Source organism: Pseudomonas sp. MPFS (genome assembly GCF_022537035.1).
Lineage (GTDB): Bacteria > Pseudomonadota > Gammaproteobacteria > Pseudomonadales > Pseudomonadaceae > Aquipseudomonas > Aquipseudomonas sessilinigenes.
In genome coordinates this window covers 6,329,382-6,348,647 of sequence record NZ_CP066123.1, presented here as the reverse complement: position 1 = coordinate 6,348,647, position 19,266 = coordinate 6,329,382, and the positions used below count along the sequence as shown (strand labels likewise).

Annotated in this window: 14 protein-coding genes, 4 tRNA genes and 1 rRNA gene; all 19 read left to right on the top strand. The window is 55.2% G+C overall.

Annotated elements, in window-relative coordinates; all coding sequences use genetic code 11:
• Nucleotides 1-27 precede the first annotated feature (27 nt).
• Nucleotides 28-143: ribosomal RNA gene (rrf, locus tag I9018_RS29215) — 5S ribosomal RNA — on the top strand.
• 167 nt (nucleotides 144-310) lie between these two features.
• Nucleotides 311-1,273, top strand: coding sequence for a bifunctional biotin--[acetyl-CoA-carboxylase] ligase/biotin operon repressor BirA (gene birA / locus I9018_RS29210; protein WP_241108137.1), 963 nt, complete (start codon nucleotides 311-313; stop codon nucleotides 1,271-1,273).
• A gap of 449 nt (nucleotides 1,274-1,722) precedes the next feature.
• The gene (locus I9018_RS29205) at nucleotides 1,723-2,172 is read left to right on the top strand and encodes a hypothetical protein (RefSeq protein ID WP_241110207.1); all 450 of its coding nucleotides are present in this window, start codon (nucleotides 1,723-1,725) and stop codon (nucleotides 2,170-2,172) included.
• A gap of 141 nt (nucleotides 2,173-2,313) precedes the next feature.
• Nucleotides 2,314-2,398 (top strand) — tRNA-Tyr (locus I9018_RS29200).
• A gap of 24 nt (nucleotides 2,399-2,422) precedes the next feature.
• Nucleotides 2,423-2,496 (top strand) — tRNA-Gly (locus I9018_RS29195).
• Nucleotides 2,497-2,522: 26 nt separating this feature from the next.
• Nucleotides 2,523-2,598: transfer RNA gene (locus tag I9018_RS29190), tRNA-Thr, on the top strand.
• Nucleotides 2,599-2,682: 84 nt separating this feature from the next.
• On the top strand, nucleotides 2,683-3,876 hold the full coding sequence (tuf, locus tag I9018_RS29185) for an elongation factor Tu (protein ID WP_011063776.1): 1,194 nt from the start codon (nucleotides 2,683-2,685) through the stop codon (nucleotides 3,874-3,876).
• A gap of 53 nt (nucleotides 3,877-3,929) precedes the next feature.
• Nucleotides 3,930-4,005 (top strand) — tRNA-Trp (locus tag I9018_RS29180).
• A 45-nt stretch (nucleotides 4,006-4,050) separates the two neighbouring features.
• Nucleotides 4,051-4,419, top strand: a complete 369-nt coding sequence (gene secE / locus I9018_RS29175) for a preprotein translocase subunit SecE (RefSeq protein WP_068577560.1) — start codon at nucleotides 4,051-4,053, stop codon at nucleotides 4,417-4,419.
• A gap of 9 nt (nucleotides 4,420-4,428) precedes the next feature.
• Nucleotides 4,429-4,962 carry a transcription termination/antitermination protein NusG gene (gene nusG / locus I9018_RS29170; RefSeq protein WP_002555501.1) on the top strand — a complete coding sequence of 178 codons (534 nt, stop codon included), beginning with the start codon at nucleotides 4,429-4,431 and terminating at the stop codon, nucleotides 4,960-4,962.
• A 117-nt stretch (nucleotides 4,963-5,079) separates the two neighbouring features.
• Complete coding sequence (rplK, locus tag I9018_RS29165; protein WP_003176435.1) at nucleotides 5,080-5,511, top strand: 50S ribosomal protein L11; 432 nt, start codon at nucleotides 5,080-5,082, stop codon at nucleotides 5,509-5,511.
• A complete protein-coding gene (gene rplA, locus I9018_RS29160) occupies nucleotides 5,511-6,206 on the top strand; it encodes a 50S ribosomal protein L1 (RefSeq protein WP_011063782.1) in 696 nt (231 codons plus the stop codon). The genes rplK and rplA overlap by 1 nt, the downstream gene beginning before the upstream one ends.
• Before the next feature lie 198 nt (nucleotides 6,207-6,404).
• Nucleotides 6,405-6,905, top strand: a complete 501-nt coding sequence (gene rplJ, locus I9018_RS29155; protein ID WP_016968679.1) for a 50S ribosomal protein L10 — start codon at nucleotides 6,405-6,407, stop codon at nucleotides 6,903-6,905.
• Between the two features lie 80 nt (nucleotides 6,906-6,985).
• Nucleotides 6,986-7,351 carry a 50S ribosomal protein L7/L12 gene (rplL, locus tag I9018_RS29150; RefSeq protein WP_068577557.1) on the top strand — a complete coding sequence of 122 codons (366 nt, stop codon included), beginning with the start codon at nucleotides 6,986-6,988 and terminating at the stop codon, nucleotides 7,349-7,351.
• Between the two features lie 221 nt (nucleotides 7,352-7,572).
• Nucleotides 7,573-11,646 (top strand): DNA-directed RNA polymerase subunit beta, encoded by a 4,074-nt coding sequence (gene rpoB, locus I9018_RS29145; protein ID WP_068577555.1) that lies wholly within the window; start codon nucleotides 7,573-7,575, stop codon nucleotides 11,644-11,646.
• Nucleotides 11,647-11,710: 64 nt separating this feature from the next.
• Complete coding sequence (gene rpoC, locus I9018_RS29140) at nucleotides 11,711-15,910, top strand: DNA-directed RNA polymerase subunit beta' (protein ID WP_068577553.1); 4,200 nt, start codon at nucleotides 11,711-11,713, stop codon at nucleotides 15,908-15,910.
• Between the two features lie 200 nt (nucleotides 15,911-16,110).
• Nucleotides 16,111-16,482, top strand: coding sequence for a 30S ribosomal protein S12 (gene rpsL, locus I9018_RS29135; RefSeq protein WP_003186084.1), 372 nt, complete (start codon nucleotides 16,111-16,113; stop codon nucleotides 16,480-16,482).
• Nucleotides 16,483-16,594: 112 nt separating this feature from the next.
• Complete coding sequence (rpsG, locus tag I9018_RS29130) at nucleotides 16,595-17,065, top strand: 30S ribosomal protein S7 (protein WP_007925959.1); 471 nt, start codon at nucleotides 16,595-16,597, stop codon at nucleotides 17,063-17,065.
• A 30-nt stretch (nucleotides 17,066-17,095) separates the two neighbouring features.
• The gene (fusA, locus tag I9018_RS29125; RefSeq protein WP_241108136.1) at nucleotides 17,096-19,243 is read left to right on the top strand and encodes an elongation factor G; all 2,148 of its coding nucleotides are present in this window, start codon (nucleotides 17,096-17,098) and stop codon (nucleotides 19,241-19,243) included.
• Nucleotides 19,244-19,266 lie beyond the last annotated feature (23 nt).

Genomic DNA, 19,266 nt, shown 5'->3' with positions numbered 1-19,266 from the left:
CCAAACAACGGCTCAGCTACAGAATTTCTTGACGACCATAGAGCATTGGAACCACCTGATCCCATCCCGAACTCAGAAGTGAAACGATGCATCGCCGATGGTAGTGTGGGGTTTCCCCATGTGAGAGTAGGTCATCGTCAAGATTAAATTCCGAAACCCCAATTGCGAAAGCAGTTGGGGTTTTGTCTTTGCGCTGACGAAAATATTGAGCTTTTTGCTAGGAGCTGCCTTTGTAGCCATGCATGCCGGTTTCTATGCAATGACTCTGGGCATGGCTATCATTCCTGCCTCATTGTGAGGCGGAATCAGCATGTCAGCGTTGTTAGAGCTTCTTAAAGATGGACGATTTCACTCGGGGCAAGCCCTCGGGGAAATCCTGGGTATCAGTCGTAGTGCCGTTTGGAAGCAGCTACAGCTTCTTGAAGCTGACCTGGGGCTGGTCATTCACAAGGTTCGGGGGCGTGGATATCAATTGGCTGCCCCTATTGCCTTATTGGATGCTGCAGAGATTGCCCGACAGTCATCTGAGAAGACCTGGCTTATCCAGGTCCACGACTCGATTGATTCGACTAATGCCGAAGCCTTGCGCTCCGTTGAGCGTGGATCCTCTATCCCGCTTCTTGTTTTGGCGGAGCGCCAAACATCAGGGCGTGGTCGGCGAGGTCGCAAGTGGACCAGTCCTTTCGCGGAGAATATCTACTACAGCCTAGTCCTACGCATAGACGGTGGCATGCGCCAGTTGGAGGGGCTTAGTCTGGTGGTAGGTCTGTCCGTTATGCGTGCTCTCAGGGAGAGTGGCGTTCCTGGAGCGGGGCTGAAATGGCCAAATGACGTTCTGGTCGCTCAGAAGAAGATTGCAGGAATTCTGTTGGAGTTGGTGGGTGATCCTGCAGATGTATGTCATGTGGTTCTCGGTATTGGGATCAACGTAAACATGCAAACTTCCGAAGAAGTCGACCAGGCATGGACCTCTGTAAGGCTGGAATCCGGTAAGTCAGTTGATCGCAACCAGTTGATTGCGCGTCTCAATGACTGCCTGGCTTTCTATCTGGAGCGTCATCGCCTGCAAGGATTCTCTGCTATCCAAAAAGAATGGGAGGAGAGTCATCTTTGGCAGGGGCGTGCAGTCTCCTTGATTGCGGGTGCGAGCAATATTGATGGAGTGGTATTGGGCATTGATCATCGAGGGGCATTGCGCCTGAGCGTCGATGGTGAGGAAAAGGTATACAGCGGCGGCGAGCTCAGCCTGAGGTTGCGCAATGATCCTGAGTGAGGAGAGCGGCTGTTGATCTAGGGGGGGCTGTCCAGGACAGCTGTGGGGGCTTTCGCTCAGGTGAGTTGTGGTGCTGTTTAGGTGGTGGCTGAAGCTGTGTGGACGGCTTTTGCCCGGTTACTTCTCGATGTCGCGGCTGTGACGGTCAAAGCCCCCCCTGGGGTGGTAACAGTCTAGATAGGAGCTTCAGGCGGCATTACGCGCAGTTGCTTGGCCAGTGAGCTATGGGCTCCCTGCTGAGTAGCCCGCGATCGTTACTGAGGTCGTGGAGTATTGCTTCACGATTCAATTAAAGGTGATGAATATCTATCGGGAGCGGGGCGTGCCTTCCCTCATAACCGAAGGGGAGCGCTGGCCTGCCTGCTGGAGTGATGTTGCTGCGGATGCGGATTGTTCCTGGTCTGGCCTTCGTTTGGCTATCTCTGGCTTGTCCCTGTGCTGAGGTGAATATGCGCTGGCTGTTTCTTTTGTTGTTGGTTCTCAATGGTTTCTATTATGTCTGGCACCAGCAAGAGGCGCCGCTTCGCGCGAAAGAGGTGATGCCTTTGTCGCTCTATCGTGGTTCTCAACAGGATATTCGTTTATTGAGCGAGTCCGTTGAGTCCGTGGCAAGGCGTGATGTCACCGCCGTTGGTGAGGAGACTGAGGCTAGTTGTATCTATTTAGGAGGCTTCCTGCGTCGAGAGGTCGCTCAGCAGCTTGAGCAGCGCCTAAAGGGAAGCGGGGTCGAGACGCGGTTGCAATCTTTGGGTGCGGGATCAGCCCCCGGGTTTTGGTTGCGCATATCTCCTGAAAGCAGGCATTTACTGGATGATGTTCAGCTTCAAAACCTTGCTAAGGAATTCAATGAGTTAAAACATAAAATAATGCCCTGTGAGGGGGTTGCAACTGGTGATTAGGTTGCATAGAATGGCGCCCGCTCCGAAGCGAAGACTTCTTGAAGTCAAAGTGAAAGAGTAGCGTCATGCAGCTAACCTCAAGATTTAATTGAGAAAATGCTTGACAGAAGGGTGGCTTAGTATAAAATGCTGCCTCGCTTAGGAGGGGTTCCCGAGCGGCCAAAGGGATCAGACTGTAAATCTGACGTCTACGACTTCGAAGGTTCGAATCCTTCCCCCTCCACCAGATTTAGCGAGAGCTGCAGGCTCCGCGGGTATAGTTTAGTGGTAGAACCTCAGCCTTCCAAGCTGATGATGCGGGTTCGATTCCCGCTACCCGCTCCAAGTTTGCAGGTTTTGCAAAGTGTTACGCTCTTGTAGCTCAGTTGGTAGAGCACACCCTTGGTAAGGGTGAGGTCAGCGGTTCAAATCCGCTCAAGAGCTCCATATAACAAGGCAGATATGAAAATATCTGCCTTTGTTTTAATGGCTTGGGTGACTTGCTTAATTCTTCTCCTAGGGGTGATTTCGATGGCTAAGGAAAAGTTCGAACGTAATAAGCCGCACGTCAACGTTGGTACCATCGGTCACGTTGACCACGGTAAAACCACTCTGACCGCTGCTCTGACTCGCGTTTGCTCCGAGGTTTTCGGTTCGGCTCGTGTTGACTTCGACAAGATCGACAGCGCCCCAGAAGAAAAGGCTCGTGGTATCACCATCAACACTGCACACGTAGAGTACGATTCGAACATTCGTCACTACGCGCACGTTGACTGCCCAGGTCACGCCGACTACGTAAAAAACATGATCACTGGTGCTGCCCAGATGGACGGCGCGATCCTGGTTTGCTCGGCTGCCGATGGTCCGATGCCACAAACTCGTGAGCACATCCTGCTGTCCCGTCAGGTAGGCGTTCCGTACATCGTTGTCTTCCTGAACAAGGCTGACATGGTTGACGACGCTGAGCTGCTGGAACTGGTTGAGATGGAAGTGCGCGACCTGCTGAGCACTTACGACTTCCCAGGTGACGACACTCCGATCATCATCGGTTCGGCTCTGATGGCTCTGAACGGCCAAGACGACAACGAAATGGGTACCACCGCTGTTAAGCGTCTGGTAGAAACTCTGGATACCTACATCCCAGAGCCAGAGCGTGCTATCGACAAGCCGTTCCTGATGCCAATCGAAGACGTGTTCTCGATCTCCGGTCGTGGCACCGTGGTAACTGGCCGTGTTGAGCGTGGTATCGTTCGCATCCAGGAAGAAGTTGAGATCGTTGGTCTGCGCGATACTCAGAAAACTACCTGCACCGGCGTTGAGATGTTCCGTAAGCTGCTGGACGAAGGTCGTGCTGGTGAGAACTGCGGCGTTCTGCTGCGTGGCACCAAGCGTGACGACGTTGAGCGTGGCCAGGTTCTGGTTAAGCCAGGTACCGTTAAGCCGCACACCAAGTTCACCGCTGAAGTTTACGTTCTGAGCAAAGAAGAAGGCGGCCGTCATACTCCGTTCTTCAAAGGCTACCGTCCACAGTTCTACTTCCGTACTACTGACGTGACCGGTAACTGCGAACTGCCAGAAGGCGTTGAAATGGTAATGCCAGGTGACAACATCCAGATGACTGTCACTCTGATCAAAACCATCGCGATGGAAGATGGTCTGCGTTTCGCTATCCGTGAAGGCGGTCGTACCGTCGGCGCTGGCGTCGTAGCCAAAGTCATCGAGTAAGTTCTTGCAATATCTCCATCGGGCCGGCATAATGGTCGGCCTGATTTTGTTTTAGGTCAGTAGCTCAATTGGCAGAGCGACGGTCTCCAAAACCGTAGGTTGGGGGTTCGATTCCCTCCTGACCTGCCAGATTCTCTCAATGTATCTGGCTTTCTTTTCACAGGATCTTCATAGATGACTCCTAAGGCTGAAGCTCAAGGTTCTCGCTTCGATCTGCTGAAGTGGCTCGTTGTGGTCGCGTTGGTGGTTGTTGGTGTTGTTGGCAATCAGTATTACTCTGGTTTGCCGATCCTGTATCGCGTGTTGGCGTTGCTTGTTATTGCTGCTGTTGCTGCCTTTGTTGGCTTGCAGACTGCAAAGGGCAAGTCGTTCTTCGGGCTGGTGAAGGAAGCTCGTACTGAGATTCGTAAAGTCGTATGGCCGACTCGCCAAGAGACCACTCAAACCACGCTGATCGTTGTTGCTGTGGTCCTGGTTATGGCATTGCTGCTGTGGGGGCTAGATTCCCTGCTCGGTTGGCTTGTTTCCTTGATTGTTGGCTAAGGGTGTCCCGTGGCTAAGCGTTGGTACGTTGTGCATGCTTACTCGGGTTACGAGAAGCATGTAATGCGCTCGTTGATCGAGCGTGTGAAGCTGGCAGGCATGGAAGATGGCTTCGGCGAAATTCTGGTCCCCACTGAAGAAGTGGTTGAGATGCGTAACGGCCAGAAGCGCAAGAGTGAGCGTAAATTCTTTCCAGGCTATGTGCTGGTTCAGATGGATATGAATGAGGGTACTTGGCACTTGGTCAAGGATACCCCTCGAGTCATGGGTTTCATTGGTGGTACTGCTGACAAGCCGGCACCTATCACTGATAAGGAAGCAGAAGCGATTCTGCGTCGCGTCGCTGATGGTAGTGACAAGCCCAAGCCCAAGACGCTGTTTGAGCCGGGTGAAGTGGTCCGTGTTACTGACGGTCCATTTGCTGACTTTAACGGTACGGTCGAAGAAGTTAACTACGAAAAGAGCCGGATCCAAGTGGCCGTGCTTATTTTCGGTCGCTCTACGCCTGTAGAGCTAGAGTTCAGTCAGGTCGAGAAGGCATAACTGGACGAAGATCCCAACCCCGCAGCCTTAGGCTGTGGGGTTTTGTCGTCACTGGGATAAACGCGCAAGTAACCGGGGAGCCTTTTTAGGCGTCTGAACCCGTAATTGGAGTGCCTCATGGCTAAGAAAATTACTGCTTACATCAAGCTGCAAGTTAAGGCCGCCCAGGCCAACCCAAGCCCGCCCGTTGGTCCAGCTCTGGGTCAGCACGGTGTGAACATCATGGAATTCTGCAAGGCTTTCAACGCCCGTACCCAGGGTCTTGAACCAGGTCTGCCGACTCCTGTGATCATCACTGTTTACAGCGACCGTAGCTTCACTTTTGAAACCAAGAGCACCCCTGCTTCGGTTCTTCTGAAGAAGGCTGCTGGTTTGACTAGCGGTTCCGCTCGTCCGAACACCGTTAAGGTTGGCACCGTTACCCGTGCTCAGCTGGAAGAGATCGCGAAAACCAAAAACGCAGATCTGACTGCAGCTGATATGGATGCAGCCGTGCGTACTATCGCCGGTTCTGCTCGTAGCATGGGCCTTAACGTGGAGGGTGTGTAATGGCTAAGCTGACCAAGCGCCAAAAGGCTATCGCCGGCAAGATTGAAGCAGGCAAAGCCTACAACTTCGTAGAAGCCGCTGCTCTCCTGACCGAGCTGTCGACCGTTAAGTTCAGCGAGTCCGTAGACGTTGCTGTAAACCTTGGCGTAGATCCACGTAAATCTGACCAGGTCGTTCGTAGCGCTACCGTGCTGCCGCATGGCACTGGCAAGACTGTTCGCGTGGCCGTGTTTACCCAAGGCCCAGCTGCTGAAGCTGCCCTGGCTGCCGGTGCAGACCGCGTAGGCATGGACGATCTGGCTGCCGAAATGAAAGGCGGCGATCTGAACTATGACGTTGTTATTGCTTCTCCGGATGCAATGCGCGTTGTAGGTCAGCTGGGTCAGGTGCTGGGTCCTCGTGGCCTGATGCCTAACCCGAAGGTTGGTACCGTGACTCCAGACGTAGCCTCGGCAGTTAAGAACGCCAAGGCTGGTCAGGTTCGCTATCGTACCGACAAGAACGGCATTATCCACACCTCCGTTGGCAAGGTCGGCTTCGATGCCGTCAAGCTGAAGGAAAACGTTGAAGCCCTGATCGCTGATCTGAAGCGTATCAAGCCTGCTTCTTCGAAAGGTATCTACGTCAAGCGCGTTACCCTGAGCACCACCATGGGCCCAGGTCTGGTTATCGACCAGGGTTCGCTGGACGTATAAGCATGAGCGGGCGCAAGCGATTGCGCCTGTTGAAAAAATTGGGGTCCCTGCCTGGCGGGGGCTATCCAAGACCGTAGGCGACGTAAGTCTTAAACCACAAGCCTACGCAGATGGTGCTCCCGGTTCCTTACCGAATCAGACACCAAAACGACATCCAGCCTAGGTTGGATGAAACGGTAACAAGCAGGAGTTAAACCCGTGGCAATTAAACTCGAAGACAAGAAGGCCATCGTCGCTGAAGTCAACGAGGCTGCCAAAGTTGCCCTGTCCGCTGTTGTGGCTGATGCCCGTGGTGTGACAGTAGGCGCTATGACCGGACTCCGTAAAGAGGCCCGCGAAGCTGGTGTTTATGTACGTGTCGTACGTAACACTCTGCTCAAGCGCGCAGTTGAAGGCACTCAATATGACGTGCTCAACGACGCGTTCGTCGGCCCTACCCTGATTGCATTCTCCAAAGAACATCCGGGCGCTGCTGCTCGTATTTTCAAGGAATTCGCAAAGGGTCAGGACAAGTTCGAGATCAAGGCAGCTGCGTTCGAGGGCAAGTACCTCGCAGCAAACGAGATCGACGTGTTGGCTTCGCTGCCAACTCGCGACGAAGCTATTGCGAAGCTGATGAGCGTGATTCAAGGCGCTACCAGCAAGCTGGCTCGTACTCTGGCGGCTATTCGCGACCAGAAAGAAGCTGCTGCTGCCTAAGGCACCGCAAGCCCTTTCAAAATCATATGTTTAATTTGATGGCTGCGTAAGCTGTCACCCCAATACAGGAATTCATAGTCATGTCTCTGACTAACGAGCAAATCATCGAAGCTATCGGCCAGAAAACCGTTCTGGAAGTTGTTGAGCTGATCAAAGCGATGGAAGAAACCTTCGGCGTTACCGCTGCTGTTGCCGCTGCTGGCCCAGCTGCTGTTGCTGCTGTTGCTGAAGAGCAAACCGAGTTCAACGTTATCCTGGCTGACGCTGGCGATAAGAAAGTGAACGTGATCAAGGCAGTACGTGAACTGACCGGTCTGGGCCTGAAAGAAGCCAAGGCAGTAGTTGACGGCGCTCCTGGCATGGTTCTGGAAGGCGTTGCTAAAGAAGCCGCTGACAAAGCCAAAGCCGCTCTGGAAGAAGCAGGCGCTAAAGTCGAGCTCAAGTAAGCATCGACTTTGTGTCTCCAGCCCAAGCGTTGAGCGAACGGCTGATGGCTGGTGGCTTTTGCCACCGGCCTTTTTCCGTTATTGGCGACCGATCGAGTCGGCGTCTTTAACGTGCTGTAATCCACCCTGAGTGGTGGCGCAAACCAAAGGGTTTGCACGATTTTCTGGCTGCTCCCGTCGGGAGGAGCCGAATAAGCAGGTGACCAAGCTGGGGAACGCTGATGGCTTACTCATACACTGAGAAAAAACGTATCCGCAAGGACTTTAGCAAGTTGCCGGACGTCATGGATGTGCCGTACCTCCTGGCCATCCAGCTGGATTCGTATCGTGAATTCTTGCAAGCGGGAGCGACTAAAGATCAGTTCCGCGACGTGGGCCTGCATGCGGCCTTCAAATCCGTTTTCCCGATCATCAGCTACTCCGGCAATGCTGCGTTGGAGTATGTCGGTTATCGCCTGGGCGAACCGGCGTTTGATGTCAAAGAATGCGTGTTGCGTGGCGTGACTTACGCCGTACCTTTGCGGGTAAAAGTTCGTCTGATCATTTTCGACAAAGAGTCGTCGAATAAAGCGATCAAGGACATCAAAGAGCAAGAAGTTTACATGGGTGAAATTCCCCTGATGACTGAGAACGGTACCTTCGTAATCAATGGTACCGAACGTGTAATCGTTTCCCAGTTGCACCGTTCCCCTGGCGTATTCTTCGACCACGACCGTGGCAAGACGCACAGCTCCGGTAAGCTCCTGTACTCCGCGCGCATCATTCCTTACCGCGGTTCGTGGTTGGACTTCGAGTTCGACCCGAAAGACTGTGTATTCGTCCGTATCGACCGTCGTCGCAAACTTCCAGCGTCGGTTCTGCTGCGCGCCCTGGGTTACACCACCGAGGAAGTACTGGACGCGTTCTATACCACCAACGTATTCCACGTGAAGGGCGAGAGCCTGAGCCTGGAGCTGGTGCCTCAGCGCCTGCGCGGTGAAGTTGCCGTTCTGGATATCCAGGATGACAAGGGCAAGGTTATTGTCGAGCAAGGACGTCGTATTACTGCTCGTCATATCAATCAGCTGGAAAAAGCCGGTATCAAAGAGCTGGATGTGCCTCTGGACTATGTTCTGGGTCGCACTACCGCCAAGGCTATCGTGCATCCAGCGACTGGTGAAATCCTGGCAGAGTGCAACACCGAGCTGAACACCGAGCTGCTGGCAAAAATCGCCAAGGCCCAGGTTGTTCGCATTGAAACTCTGTACACCAACGACATTGACTGTGGTCCATTCGTTTCCGACACGCTGAAGATCGACTCCACTAGCAACCAACTGGAAGCTCTGGTCGAGATCTATCGCATGATGCGTCCTGGCGAGCCGCCAACCAAGGATGCTGCCGAGACCCTGTTCAACAACTTGTTCTTCAGCCCAGAGCGCTATGACTTGTCCGCCGTTGGCCGGATGAAGTTCAACCGTCGTATCGGTCGTACCGAGATCGAAGGTTCGGGCGTGCTGTGCAAAGAAGACATCGTTGCTGTTCTTAAGACCCTGGTCGACATCCGTAACGGTAAGGGCATCGTCGATGACATCGACCACCTGGGTAACCGTCGCGTACGTTGCGTAGGCGAGATGGCCGAGAACCAGTTCCGTGTAGGCCTGGTGCGTGTAGAGCGTGCGGTCAAGGAACGTCTGTCGATGGCTGAAAGCGAAGGCTTGATGCCACAGGACCTGATCAACGCCAAGCCCGTGGCTGCGGCAGTGAAGGAGTTCTTCGGCTCCAGCCAGCTGTCCCAGTTCATGGACCAGAACAACCCGCTGTCCGAGATTACCCACAAGCGCCGTGTGTCTGCACTGGGCCCAGGTGGTCTGACTCGTGAGCGCGCAGGCTTCGAAGTTCGTGACGTACACCCGACTCACTACGGCCGTGTATGCCCGATTGAAACGCCTGAAGGTCCGAACATTGGTCTGATCAACTCCTTGGCTGCCTACGCTCGCACCAACCAGTACGGTTTCCTGGAGAGCCCGTATCGTGTGGTGAAAGAAGGCCTGGTAACCGATGAAATCGTGTTCCTGTCCGCCATCGAAGAAGCTGACCACGTGATCGCCCAGGCTTCGGCGACCATGAACGACAAGGGTCAGCTGATCGACGAGCTGGTAGCTGTACGTCATCTGAACGAATTCACCGTCAAGGCGCCGGAAGACGTCACCTTGATGGACGTTTCGCCGAAGCAGGTAGTGTCGGTTGCAGCGTCGCTGATTCCGTTCCTCGAGCACGACGACGCCAACCGTGCGTTGATGGGTTCCAACATGCAGCGTCAGGCTGTACCAACTCTGCGTGCCGATAAGCCGCTGGTGGGTACCGGCATGGAGCGCAACGTTGCTCGTGACTCCGGCGTGTGCGTCGTGGCTCGCCGTGGTGGTGTGATCGACTCCGTCGATGCCAGCCGTATCGTTGTTCGGGTTGCTGACGATGAAGTTGAAACCGGCGAAGCTGGTGTCGACATCTACAACCTGACCAAATACACCCGCTCGAACCAGAACACCTGCATCAACCAGCGTCCGCTGGTGAGCAAGGGTGACAAGGTCCAGCGTGGCGACATCATGGCCGACGGCCCGTCCACCGACATGGGTGAACTGGCACTGGGTCAGAACATGCGCATCGCGTTCATGGCGTGGAACGGCTTCAACTTCGAAGACTCCATCTGCCTCTCCGAGCGCGTGGTTCAGGAAGACCGCTTCACCACCATCCACATCCAGGAACTGACCTGTGTGGCGCGTGACACCAAGCTTGGCCCAGAGGAAATCACTGCGGACATCCCGAACGTGGGTGAAGCTGCACTGAACAAGCTGGACGAAGCCGGTATCGTTTACGTAGGTGCTGAAGTTGGTGCTGGCGACATCCTGGTCGGCAAGGTCACGCCAAAAGGCGAAACCCAGCTGACTCCGGAAGAGAAGCTGCTGCGTGCGATCTTCGGTGAGAAGGCCAGCGACGTTAAGGACACCTCCCTGCGCGTGCCAACCGGCACCAAAGGTACTGTCATCGACGTACAGGTATTCACCCGTGACGGCGTAGAGCGTGACTCGCGTGCCCTGTCGATCGAGAAGAGCCAGTTGGACGAGATCCGCAAGGATCTGAACGAAGAGTTCCGTATCGTTGAAGGTGCAACCTTCGAACGTCTGCGTTCCGCTCTGGTCGGTCATAAGGTGGAAGGCGGTGCCGGCCTGAAGAAAGGTCAGGAAATCACCGATGAAGTGCTCGATGGTCTTGAGCATGGGCAGTGGTTCAAGCTGCGCATGGCTGAAGATGCTCTGAACGAGCAGCTCGAGAAGGCCCAGGCCTATATCGTTGATCGCCGTCGCCTGCTGGACGACAAGTTCGAAGACAAGAAGCGCAAGCTGCAGCAGGGCGATGACCTGGCTCCAGGCGTGCTGAAAATCGTCAAGGTCTACCTGGCAATCCGTCGCCGCATCCAGCCGGGCGACAAGATGGCCGGTCGTCACGGTAACAAGGGTGTGGTCTCCGTGATCATGCCGGTTGAAGACATGCCGCACGATGCCAATGGCACCCCGGTCGATGTGGTCCTCAACCCGCTGGGCGTACCTTCGCGTATGAACGTTGGCCAGATTCTCGAAACTCACCTGGGCCTGGCGGCCAAAGGTCTGGGCGAGAAGATCAACCGTATGGTCGAAGAGCAGCGCAAGGTTGCTGAACTGCGTACCTTCCTGGACGAGATCTACAACCAGATCGGCGGTCGTAACGAAGACCTGGACAGCTTCTCCGACCAGGAGATCCTGGACCTGGCGAACAACCTGCGCGGCGGTGTGCCAATGGCCACTCCGGTGTTCGACGGTGCCAAGGAAAGCGAAATCAAGGCCATGCTCAAACTGGCGGACCTGCCAGAAAGCGGCCAGATGCAGCTGACCGACGGTCGTACCGGCAACAAGTTCGAGCGTCCAGTTACCGTTGGCTACATGTACATGCTGAAACTGAACCACTTGGTAGACGACAAGATGCACGCCCGTTCTACCGGTTCGTACAGCCTGGTTACCCAGCAGCCGCTGGGTGGTAAGGCGCAGTTCGGTGGTCAGCGTTTCGGGGAGATGGAGGTCTGGGCACTGGAAGCATACGGTGCTGCATACACTCTGCAAGAAATGCTCACAGTGAAGTCGGACGACGTGAACGGCCGTACCAAGATGTACAAGAACATCGTGGATGGCGATCACCGTATGGAGCCGGGCATGCCCGAGTCCTTCAACGTGTTGATCAAGGAAATTCGTTCCCTCGGCATCGATATCGATCTGGAAACCGAATAACACGTGACGCGAAGGGGAGTGGGGCAGGTATTGCCCGCTTCCTGCTCCGCCAGGAGGAAAGGCCTTGAAAGACCTACTGAATTTGCTGAAAAACCAGGGTCAAGTCGAAGAGTTCGACGCCATCCGTATCGGATTGGCCTCGCCTGAGATGATCCGTTCGTGGTCGTTCGGTGAAGTTAAAAAGCCGGAAACCATCAACTACCGTACGTTCAAGCCTGAGCGTGATGGCCTGTTCTGCGCCAAGATCTTTGGCCCAGTAAAGGATTACGAGTGCCTGTGCGGTAAGTACAAGCGCTTGAAGCATCGCGGCGTGATCTGCGAGAAGTGCGGCGTTGAAGTCGCACTGGCCAAGGTTCGTCGTGAGCGCATGGCGCACATCGAACTGGCTTCGCCGGTTGCCCACATCTGGTTCCTGAAATCGCTGCCGTCCCGTATCGGCCTGCTGATGGACATGACCCTGCGTGATATCGAACGCGTTCTCTACTTCGAGAGCTATGTCGTTATCGATCCAGGCATGACCACCCTGGAAAAGGGCCAGCTGCTGAACGACGAGCAGTACTTCGAAGCGCTGGAAGAGTTCGGTGATGATTTCGACGCCCGTATGGGTGCCGAGGCTGTCCGCGAGCTGCTGCACGCTATCGACCTGGAGCACGAGATTGGCCGTCTGCGTGAAGAGATTCCGCAAACCAACTCGGAAACCAAGATCAAGAAGCTGTCCAAGCGCCTGAAGTTGATGGAAGCCTTCCAGGGTTCCGGCAACTTGCCAGAGTGGATGGTGCTGACCGTTTTGCCGGTTCTGCCGCCAGATCTGCGTCCACTGGTTCCGCTGGATGGCGGTCGTTTCGCGACTTCCGACCTCAACGATCTGTATCGTCGAGTGATCAACCGTAACAACCGTTTGAAGCGCCTGCTGGACCTGTCCGCTCCGGACATCATCGTGCGCAACGAAAAGCGTATGTTGCAGGAAGCTGTCGACGCATTGCTCGACAACGGCCGTCGTGGCCGTGCTATCACCGGTTCGAACAAGCGTCCTCTGAAATCCCTGGCTGACATGATCAAGGGTAAGCAGGGACGTTTCCGTCAGAACTTGCTCGGTAAGCGTGTTGACTACTCTGGTCGTTCGGTAATTACCGTAGGCCCGACCCTGCGTCTGCACCAGTGCGGTCTGCCGAAGAAGATGGCTCTCGAGCTGTTCAAGCCGTTCATCTTCGGTAAGTTGGAAATGCGTGGCCTGGCCACCACCATCAAAGCCGCCAAGAAGATGGTCGAGCGCGAGCTGCCGGAAGTTTGGGACGTTCTTGCTGAAGTGATTCGCGAACACCCCGTGCTGCTCAACCGTGCACCGACCCTTCACCGTCTGGGCATCCAGGCGTTTGAACCGGTACTGATCGAAGGTAAGGCTATCCAGCTGCACCCTCTGGTCTGTGCTGCGTACAACGCCGACTTCGACGGCGACCAAATGGCCGTGCACGTACCGCTGACGCTGGAAGCCCAGCTGGAAGCGCGTGCGTTGATGATGTCGACCAACAACATCCTGTCGCCAGCCAACGGTGAGCCAATCATCGTTCCGTCGCAGGACGTTGTACTGGGTCTGTACTACATGACTCGTGAAGCGATCAACGCCAAGGGCGAAGGTCGTGTGTTCGCGGACCTGCAGGAAGTCGACCGCGTATTCCGCGCCGGCGAAGCTGCTCTGCACGCCAAGATCAAGGTTCGTATCAGCGAAACCGTCAACGATCGTGATGGCGGCAGCGTGAGCGCCACCCGTATCGTCGACACCACTGTCGGCCGTGCGCTGCTGTTCCAGGTTGTACCGAAGGGCCTGTCGTTCGACGTCGTCAACCTGCCGATGAAGAAGAAGGCGATCTCCAAGCTGATCAACCAGTGCTACCGCGTGGTTGGTCTGAAAGAGACCGTTATCTTCGCTGACCAGTTGATGTACACCGGTTTCGCTTATTCGACCATTTCCGGCGTTTCCATCGGTGTTAACGACTTCGTTATCCCGGATGAAAAAGCCCGCATCATCGGTGCTGCCACCGACGAAGTGAAAGAGATCGAGAGCCAGTACGCCTCCGGCCTGGTAACCCAGGGCGAGAAGTACAACAAAGTGATCGACCTTTGGTCGAAGGCCAACGACGAAGTATCCAAGGCGATGATGGCCAACCTCTCGAAAGAGAAGGTCATCGACCGCAATGGCGACGAAGTCGACCAAGAGTCCTTCAACTCGATGTACATGATGGCCGACTCGGGTGCGCGGGGTTCCGCAGCACAGATCCGTCAGCTGGCCGGTATGCGTGGTCTGATGGCCAAGCCAGACGGCTCCATCATCGAAACGCCGATTACTGCGAACTTCCGTGAAGGTTTGAGCGTACTCCAGTACTTCATCTCGACTCACGGTGCTCGTAAAGGTCTGGCGGATACCGCGTTGAAAACTGCGAACTCCGGTTACCTGACTCGTCGTCTGGTAGACGTAGCGCAAGACCTGGTTGTAACCGAGATCGATTGCGGCACCGAACACGGTCTGCTGATGACTCCGCACATTGAAGGCGGTGACGTAGTAGAACCTCTGGGTGAGCGCGTATTGGGTCGTGTTATCGCCCGTGACGTATTCAAGCCAGGTACCGAGGACGTCATCGTTCCTGCCGGCACCCTGGTAGACGAGAAGTGGGTTGAGTTCATCGAACTCAACAGCATCGACGAAGTGGTTGTACGTTCGCCGATCAGCTGCGAAACCCGTTACGGTATCTGCGCCAAGTGCTACGGTCGCGACCTGGCCCGTGGTCACCTGGTGAACATCGGTGAGGCGGTCGGCGTTATTGCTGCCCAGTCCATCGGCGAGCCGGGTACCCAGCTGACCATGCGTACGTTCCACATCGGTGGTGCGGCAAGCCGGACCTCGGCGGCCGACAGCGTCCAGGTGAAGAACGGCGGTACTGTGCGCCTGCATAACCTGAAGCACGTAGAGCGTGTCGACGGTCACCTGGTTGCGGTATCCCGTTCCGGTGAACTGGCGATCGCCGACGACTTCGGTCGCGAGCGTGAGCGCTACAAGCTGCCTTACGGCGCCGTGATTTCGGTGAAGGAAGGTGACAAGGTCGACGCTGGTGCCATCGTGGCCAAGTGGGACCCGCACACCCACCCAATCGTTACCGAAATGAAAGGTACCGTGACCTACGTGGGCATGGAAGAAGGCATCACGATCAAGCGTCAGACCGACGAATTGACCGGTATGACCAACATCGAAGTGCTCGATGTCAAAGACCGCCCGGCTGCCGGTAAGGACATTCGTCCTGCTGTGAAGATGGTTGGCATGGATGGCAAGGATCTGCTGCTGCCAGGTACCGACGTACCGGCCCAGTACTTCCTGCCGGCCAACGCCCTGGTTGGTGTTGCCGACGGTGCGCAGATTGCGATCGGTGATGTTATCGCTCGTATCCCGCAAGAAACCTCGAAGACCCGTGACATCACCGGTGGTCTGCCGCGTGTTGCCGACTTGTTCGAGGCTCGTCGTCCGAAAGAGGCGTCGATCCTGGCAGAAGTCAGCGGTACCATCGCGTTCGGTAAAGAAACCAAGGGCAAGCGCCGCTTGGTCATTACCCCGAACGACGGTAGCGATCCGTATGAAGAGCTGATTCCAAAGTGGCGCCACCTGAACGTCTTCGAAGGCGAACAAGTGAACCGCGGCGAAGTTATCTCCGACGGTCCAAGCGATCCGCACGATATCCTGCGTCTGTTGGGTGTCAGTGCGCTGGCCAAGTACATCGTTAACGAGATCCAGGACGTTTACCGTCTGCAAGGCGTGAAGATCAACGATAAGCACATCGAGACGATTCTGCGTCAGATGTTGCGTAAAGTTGAGATCGCTGAATCTGGCGATTCCAGCTTCATCAAGGGCGACCAGATGGAGCTGACTCAGGTACTGGTAGAAAACGAGCGCCTGAGCACCGAAGACAAGTTCATCGCCAAGTTCACCCGCGTGTTGCTGGGTATTACCAAGGCGTCCTTGTCTACCGAGTCGTTCATCTCGGCGGCCTCTTTCCAAGAGACCACGCGTGTACTGACTGAAGCAGCGGTAACTGGCAAGCGCGACTATCTGCGCGGCTTGAAAGAAAACGTGGTCGTGGGTCGCTTGATTCCGGCCGGTACTGGTTTGGCTTACCACAGCGAGCGTAAGCGTCGTCGTGATGCCGACAAACCTCTGCGCGTAAGTGCAAGTGAAGTCGAAGCAGCACTGACAGAAGCGCTGAACTCCAGCGGTAGCTGATGCCAGTAATAGATTGAGACTAGGCCCCGATTTCTCCGACTGAGAACCTCGACATTCTTGTTGAGGTTCACTGATCGGGGAGTTCGGGGCCTTGTCTTGACTGGGGGTAAGATCCTCTTTAGACTCTTGTACCCCTAAAATTGGTGGAGTGTATGCTTCGCCATTTTGTTTATGTCGAAAGACAACAGTGGAGCTAGTAGATGGCAACTATCAACCAGCTGGTACGTCAGCCGCGTAAGCGTATCGTCGAGAAATCCGACGTGCCTGCGCTGCAGAACTGCCCGCAGCGTCGTGGCGTGTGCACTCGCGTGTACACCACTACGCCGAAAAAACCTAACTCGGCACTGCGTAAAGTATGCCGTGTGCGTCTGACCAACGGTTTCGAGGTTTCCTCGTACATTGGTGGTGAAGGCCACAACCTGCAAGAGCACAGCGTCGTACTGATTCGCGGCGGCCGTGTAAAAGACTTGCCAGGTGTTCGTTACCACACCGTTCGCGGCTCTCTGGATACCTCCGGCGTTAAAGGTCGTAACCAGGGCCGTTCGAAGTACGGTACCAAACGTCCGAAGTAATCGGTCGTTTTGCAGATTTTATTTATATTGAGTCGATAAGAGTAAGGTCGGGCACGTCTCCTTTGTTGGTAGCTGTCCCGAGCTAACCTGAAGACCGTTTGAGGGCTTATCAATGCCAAGACGTCGCGTAGCAGCCAAACGTGAGATTCTGGACGATCCGAAATACGGAAGCCAGATCCTCGCCAAGTTCATGAACCACGTAATGGAAAGCGGCAAGAAAGCCGTTGCCGAGCGTATCGTTTATGGCGCGCTGGAAAAAGTTAAAGAACGCAAGAACAGCGATCCCCTGGAAATCTTCGAGAAAGCTCTCGACGCCATCGCTCCGCTGGTCGAAGTGAAGTCGCGCCGTGTAGGCGGTGCTACTTACCAGGTTCCGGTCGAAGTTCGTCCGTCCCGTCGTAACGCTCTGGCAATGCGCTGGTTGGTAGACTTCGCGCGCAAGCGCGGCGAGAAGTCTATGGCTCTGCGTTTGGCTGGCGAACTGCTGGACGCTGCCGAAGGCAAAGGTGCTGCAGTTAAGAAGCGTGAAGACGTTCACCGTATGGCTGAAGCCAACAAGGCTTTCTCGCACTACCGCTTCTAATATCGGCATCATTCAATTTGCGAGGGCTTTATGGCTCGTACTACAGCAATCAACCGCTACCGTAACATCGGTATCTGTGCTCACGTTGACGCGGGCAAGACTACCACTACCGAGCGGATCCTGTTTTACACAGGTCTCAGCCACAAGATGGGTGAGGTGCATGACGGCGCGGCTACTACAGACTGGATGGTGCAGGAGCAGGAGCGTGGTATTACCATTACCTCCGCTGCTGTTACTACCTTCTGGAAAGGGTCGCGCGGCCAATACGATAACTATCGTGTAAACGTTATCGATACCCCTGGTCACGTAGACTTCACCATTGAAGTAGAGCGCTCTCTGCGCGTACTCGACGGCGCGGTCGTTGTGTTCTGTGGTACTTCCGGTGTTGAGCCTCAGTCTGAAACCGTATGGCGTCAAGCCAACAAGTACGGTGTCCCACGTGTTGTTTACGTGAACAAGATGGACCGCGCCGGTGCCAACTTCCTGCGTGTAGTTGGCCAGATCAAGAACCGCCTGGGTCACACCCCGGTTCCGGTTCAGTTGGCTATTGGCTCGGAAGATAACTTCCAGGGTCAGGTCGACCTGATCAAGATGAAGGCGATCTACTGGAACGACGACGACAAGGGTACTACCTATCGCGAGGAAGAAATTCCTGCCGATATGCTGGACCTGGCCAACGAGTGGCGCTCCAACATGGTTGAAGCTGCTGCCGAAGCCAACGAAGAGCTGATGAACAAGTACCTTGAAGAAGGTGACCTGACCGCCGAAGAAATCAAGGCCGGTCTGCGTGCTCGTACCCTGGCCAGCGAGATCGTTCCTGCTGTCTGCGGTTCTTCGTTCAAGAACAAGGGTGTTCCCCTGGTTCTCGACGCTGTCATCGACTTCCTGCCTGCTCCTACCGAGATCCCTGCGATCAAAGGTATCCATCCGGACCTCATTGAGAAGCCGAAGGACGAGCTGGTTGACGCGGATTACGACGAGCGTCACGCAGACGATGCTGAGCCGTTCTCTGCTCTGGCGTTCAAGATTGCCACTGACCCGTTCGTTGGTACTCTGACTTTCGTGCGCGTTTACTCGGGCTTCCTGACCTCGGGCGACTCCGTGATCAACTCGGTCAAGGGCAAGAAAGAGCGTGTTGGTCGTATGGTGCAGATGCACGCCAACCAACGCGAAGAGATCAAGGAAGTACGTGCAGGCGATATCGCTGCTCTGATCGGCATGAAGGACGTCACCACCGGTGACACTCTGTGCGATCTCGATAAGCAGATCATCCTTGAGCGTATGGACTTCCCTGAGCCTGTGATTTCGGTAGCTGTAGAGCCGAAAACCAAGCAGGACCAGGAGAAGATGGGTATTGCACTGGGCAAGCTGGCTCAGGAAGACCCGTCGTTCCGCGTCAAGACTGACGAAGAGACTGGTCAAACCATCATCTCGGGTATGGGTGAGCTGCACCTGGACATCCTCGTTGACCGCATGAAGCGCGAGTTCAACGTCGAGGCCAACATCGGCAAGCCGCAGGTTTCGTACCGCGAGAAGATCAGCAAGAGCAACGTTGAGATCGAAGGCAAGTTCGTTCGTCAGTCCGGCGGTCGCGGTCAGTTCGGTCACTGCTGGATCCGTTTCTCGGAGCCAGACGTCGATGCGAACGGCAACATTACCGAAGGCCTGGTCTTCACCAACGAAGTTGTTGGTGGTGTGGTTCCTAAGGAATACATCCCGGCTATCCAGAAGGGTATCGAAGAGCAGATGAAGAACGGCGTCGTTGCCGGCTATCCGCTGATCGGCCTGAAGGCTACCGTGTTTGATGGTTCCTACCACGACGTCGACTCCAACGAGATGGCGTTCAAGGTAGCGGCCTCCATGGCGACCAAGCAGCTGGCCCAGAAGGGTGGCGGTGTTGTGCTTGAGCCGATCATGAAGGTTGAAGTAGTAACCCCAGAGGACTACATGGGTGACGTGATGGGTGACCTGAACCGTCGTCGTGGTCTGATCCAGGGTATGGATGACTCGGTGTCCGGCAAGGTGATTCGTGCCGAAGTGCCACTGGGTGAGATGTTCGGTTATGCAACCGACGTTCGTTCCATGTCTCAGGGTCGCGCGAGCTACTCCATGGAATTCTCCAAATACGCCGAAGCTCCGTCGAACATCGTCGAAGCTCTCGTTAAAAAACAAGGCTGATTCAGCCTCCCCTTTAGGCTAGG

Excerpts from the sequence above, each read along its gene's own strand:
- birA (WP_241108137.1), top strand. The coding sequence starts at position 311 with ATGTCAGCGTTGTTAGAGCTTCTTAAAGATGGACGATTTCACTCGGGG.
- I9018_RS29205 (WP_241110207.1), top strand. The coding sequence starts at position 1,723 with ATGCGCTGGCTGTTTCTTTTGTTGTTGGTTCTCAATGGTTTCTATTAT.
- tuf (WP_011063776.1), top strand. The coding sequence starts at position 2,683 with ATGGCTAAGGAAAAGTTCGAACGTAATAAGCCGCACGTCAACGTTGGT.
- secE (WP_068577560.1), top strand. The coding sequence starts at position 4,051 with ATGACTCCTAAGGCTGAAGCTCAAGGTTCTCGCTTCGATCTGCTGAAG.
- rplK (WP_003176435.1), top strand. The coding sequence starts at position 5,080 with ATGGCTAAGAAAATTACTGCTTACATCAAGCTGCAAGTTAAGGCCGCC.
- rplA (WP_011063782.1), top strand. The coding sequence starts at position 5,511 with ATGGCTAAGCTGACCAAGCGCCAAAAGGCTATCGCCGGCAAGATTGAA.
- rplL (WP_068577557.1), top strand. The coding sequence starts at position 6,986 with ATGTCTCTGACTAACGAGCAAATCATCGAAGCTATCGGCCAGAAAACC.
- rpoB (WP_068577555.1), top strand. The coding sequence starts at position 7,573 with ATGGCTTACTCATACACTGAGAAAAAACGTATCCGCAAGGACTTTAGC.
- rpsL (WP_003186084.1), top strand. The coding sequence starts at position 16,111 with ATGGCAACTATCAACCAGCTGGTACGTCAGCCGCGTAAGCGTATCGTC.
- rpsG (WP_007925959.1), top strand. The coding sequence starts at position 16,595 with ATGCCAAGACGTCGCGTAGCAGCCAAACGTGAGATTCTGGACGATCCG.
- fusA (WP_241108136.1), top strand. The coding sequence starts at position 17,096 with ATGGCTCGTACTACAGCAATCAACCGCTACCGTAACATCGGTATCTGT.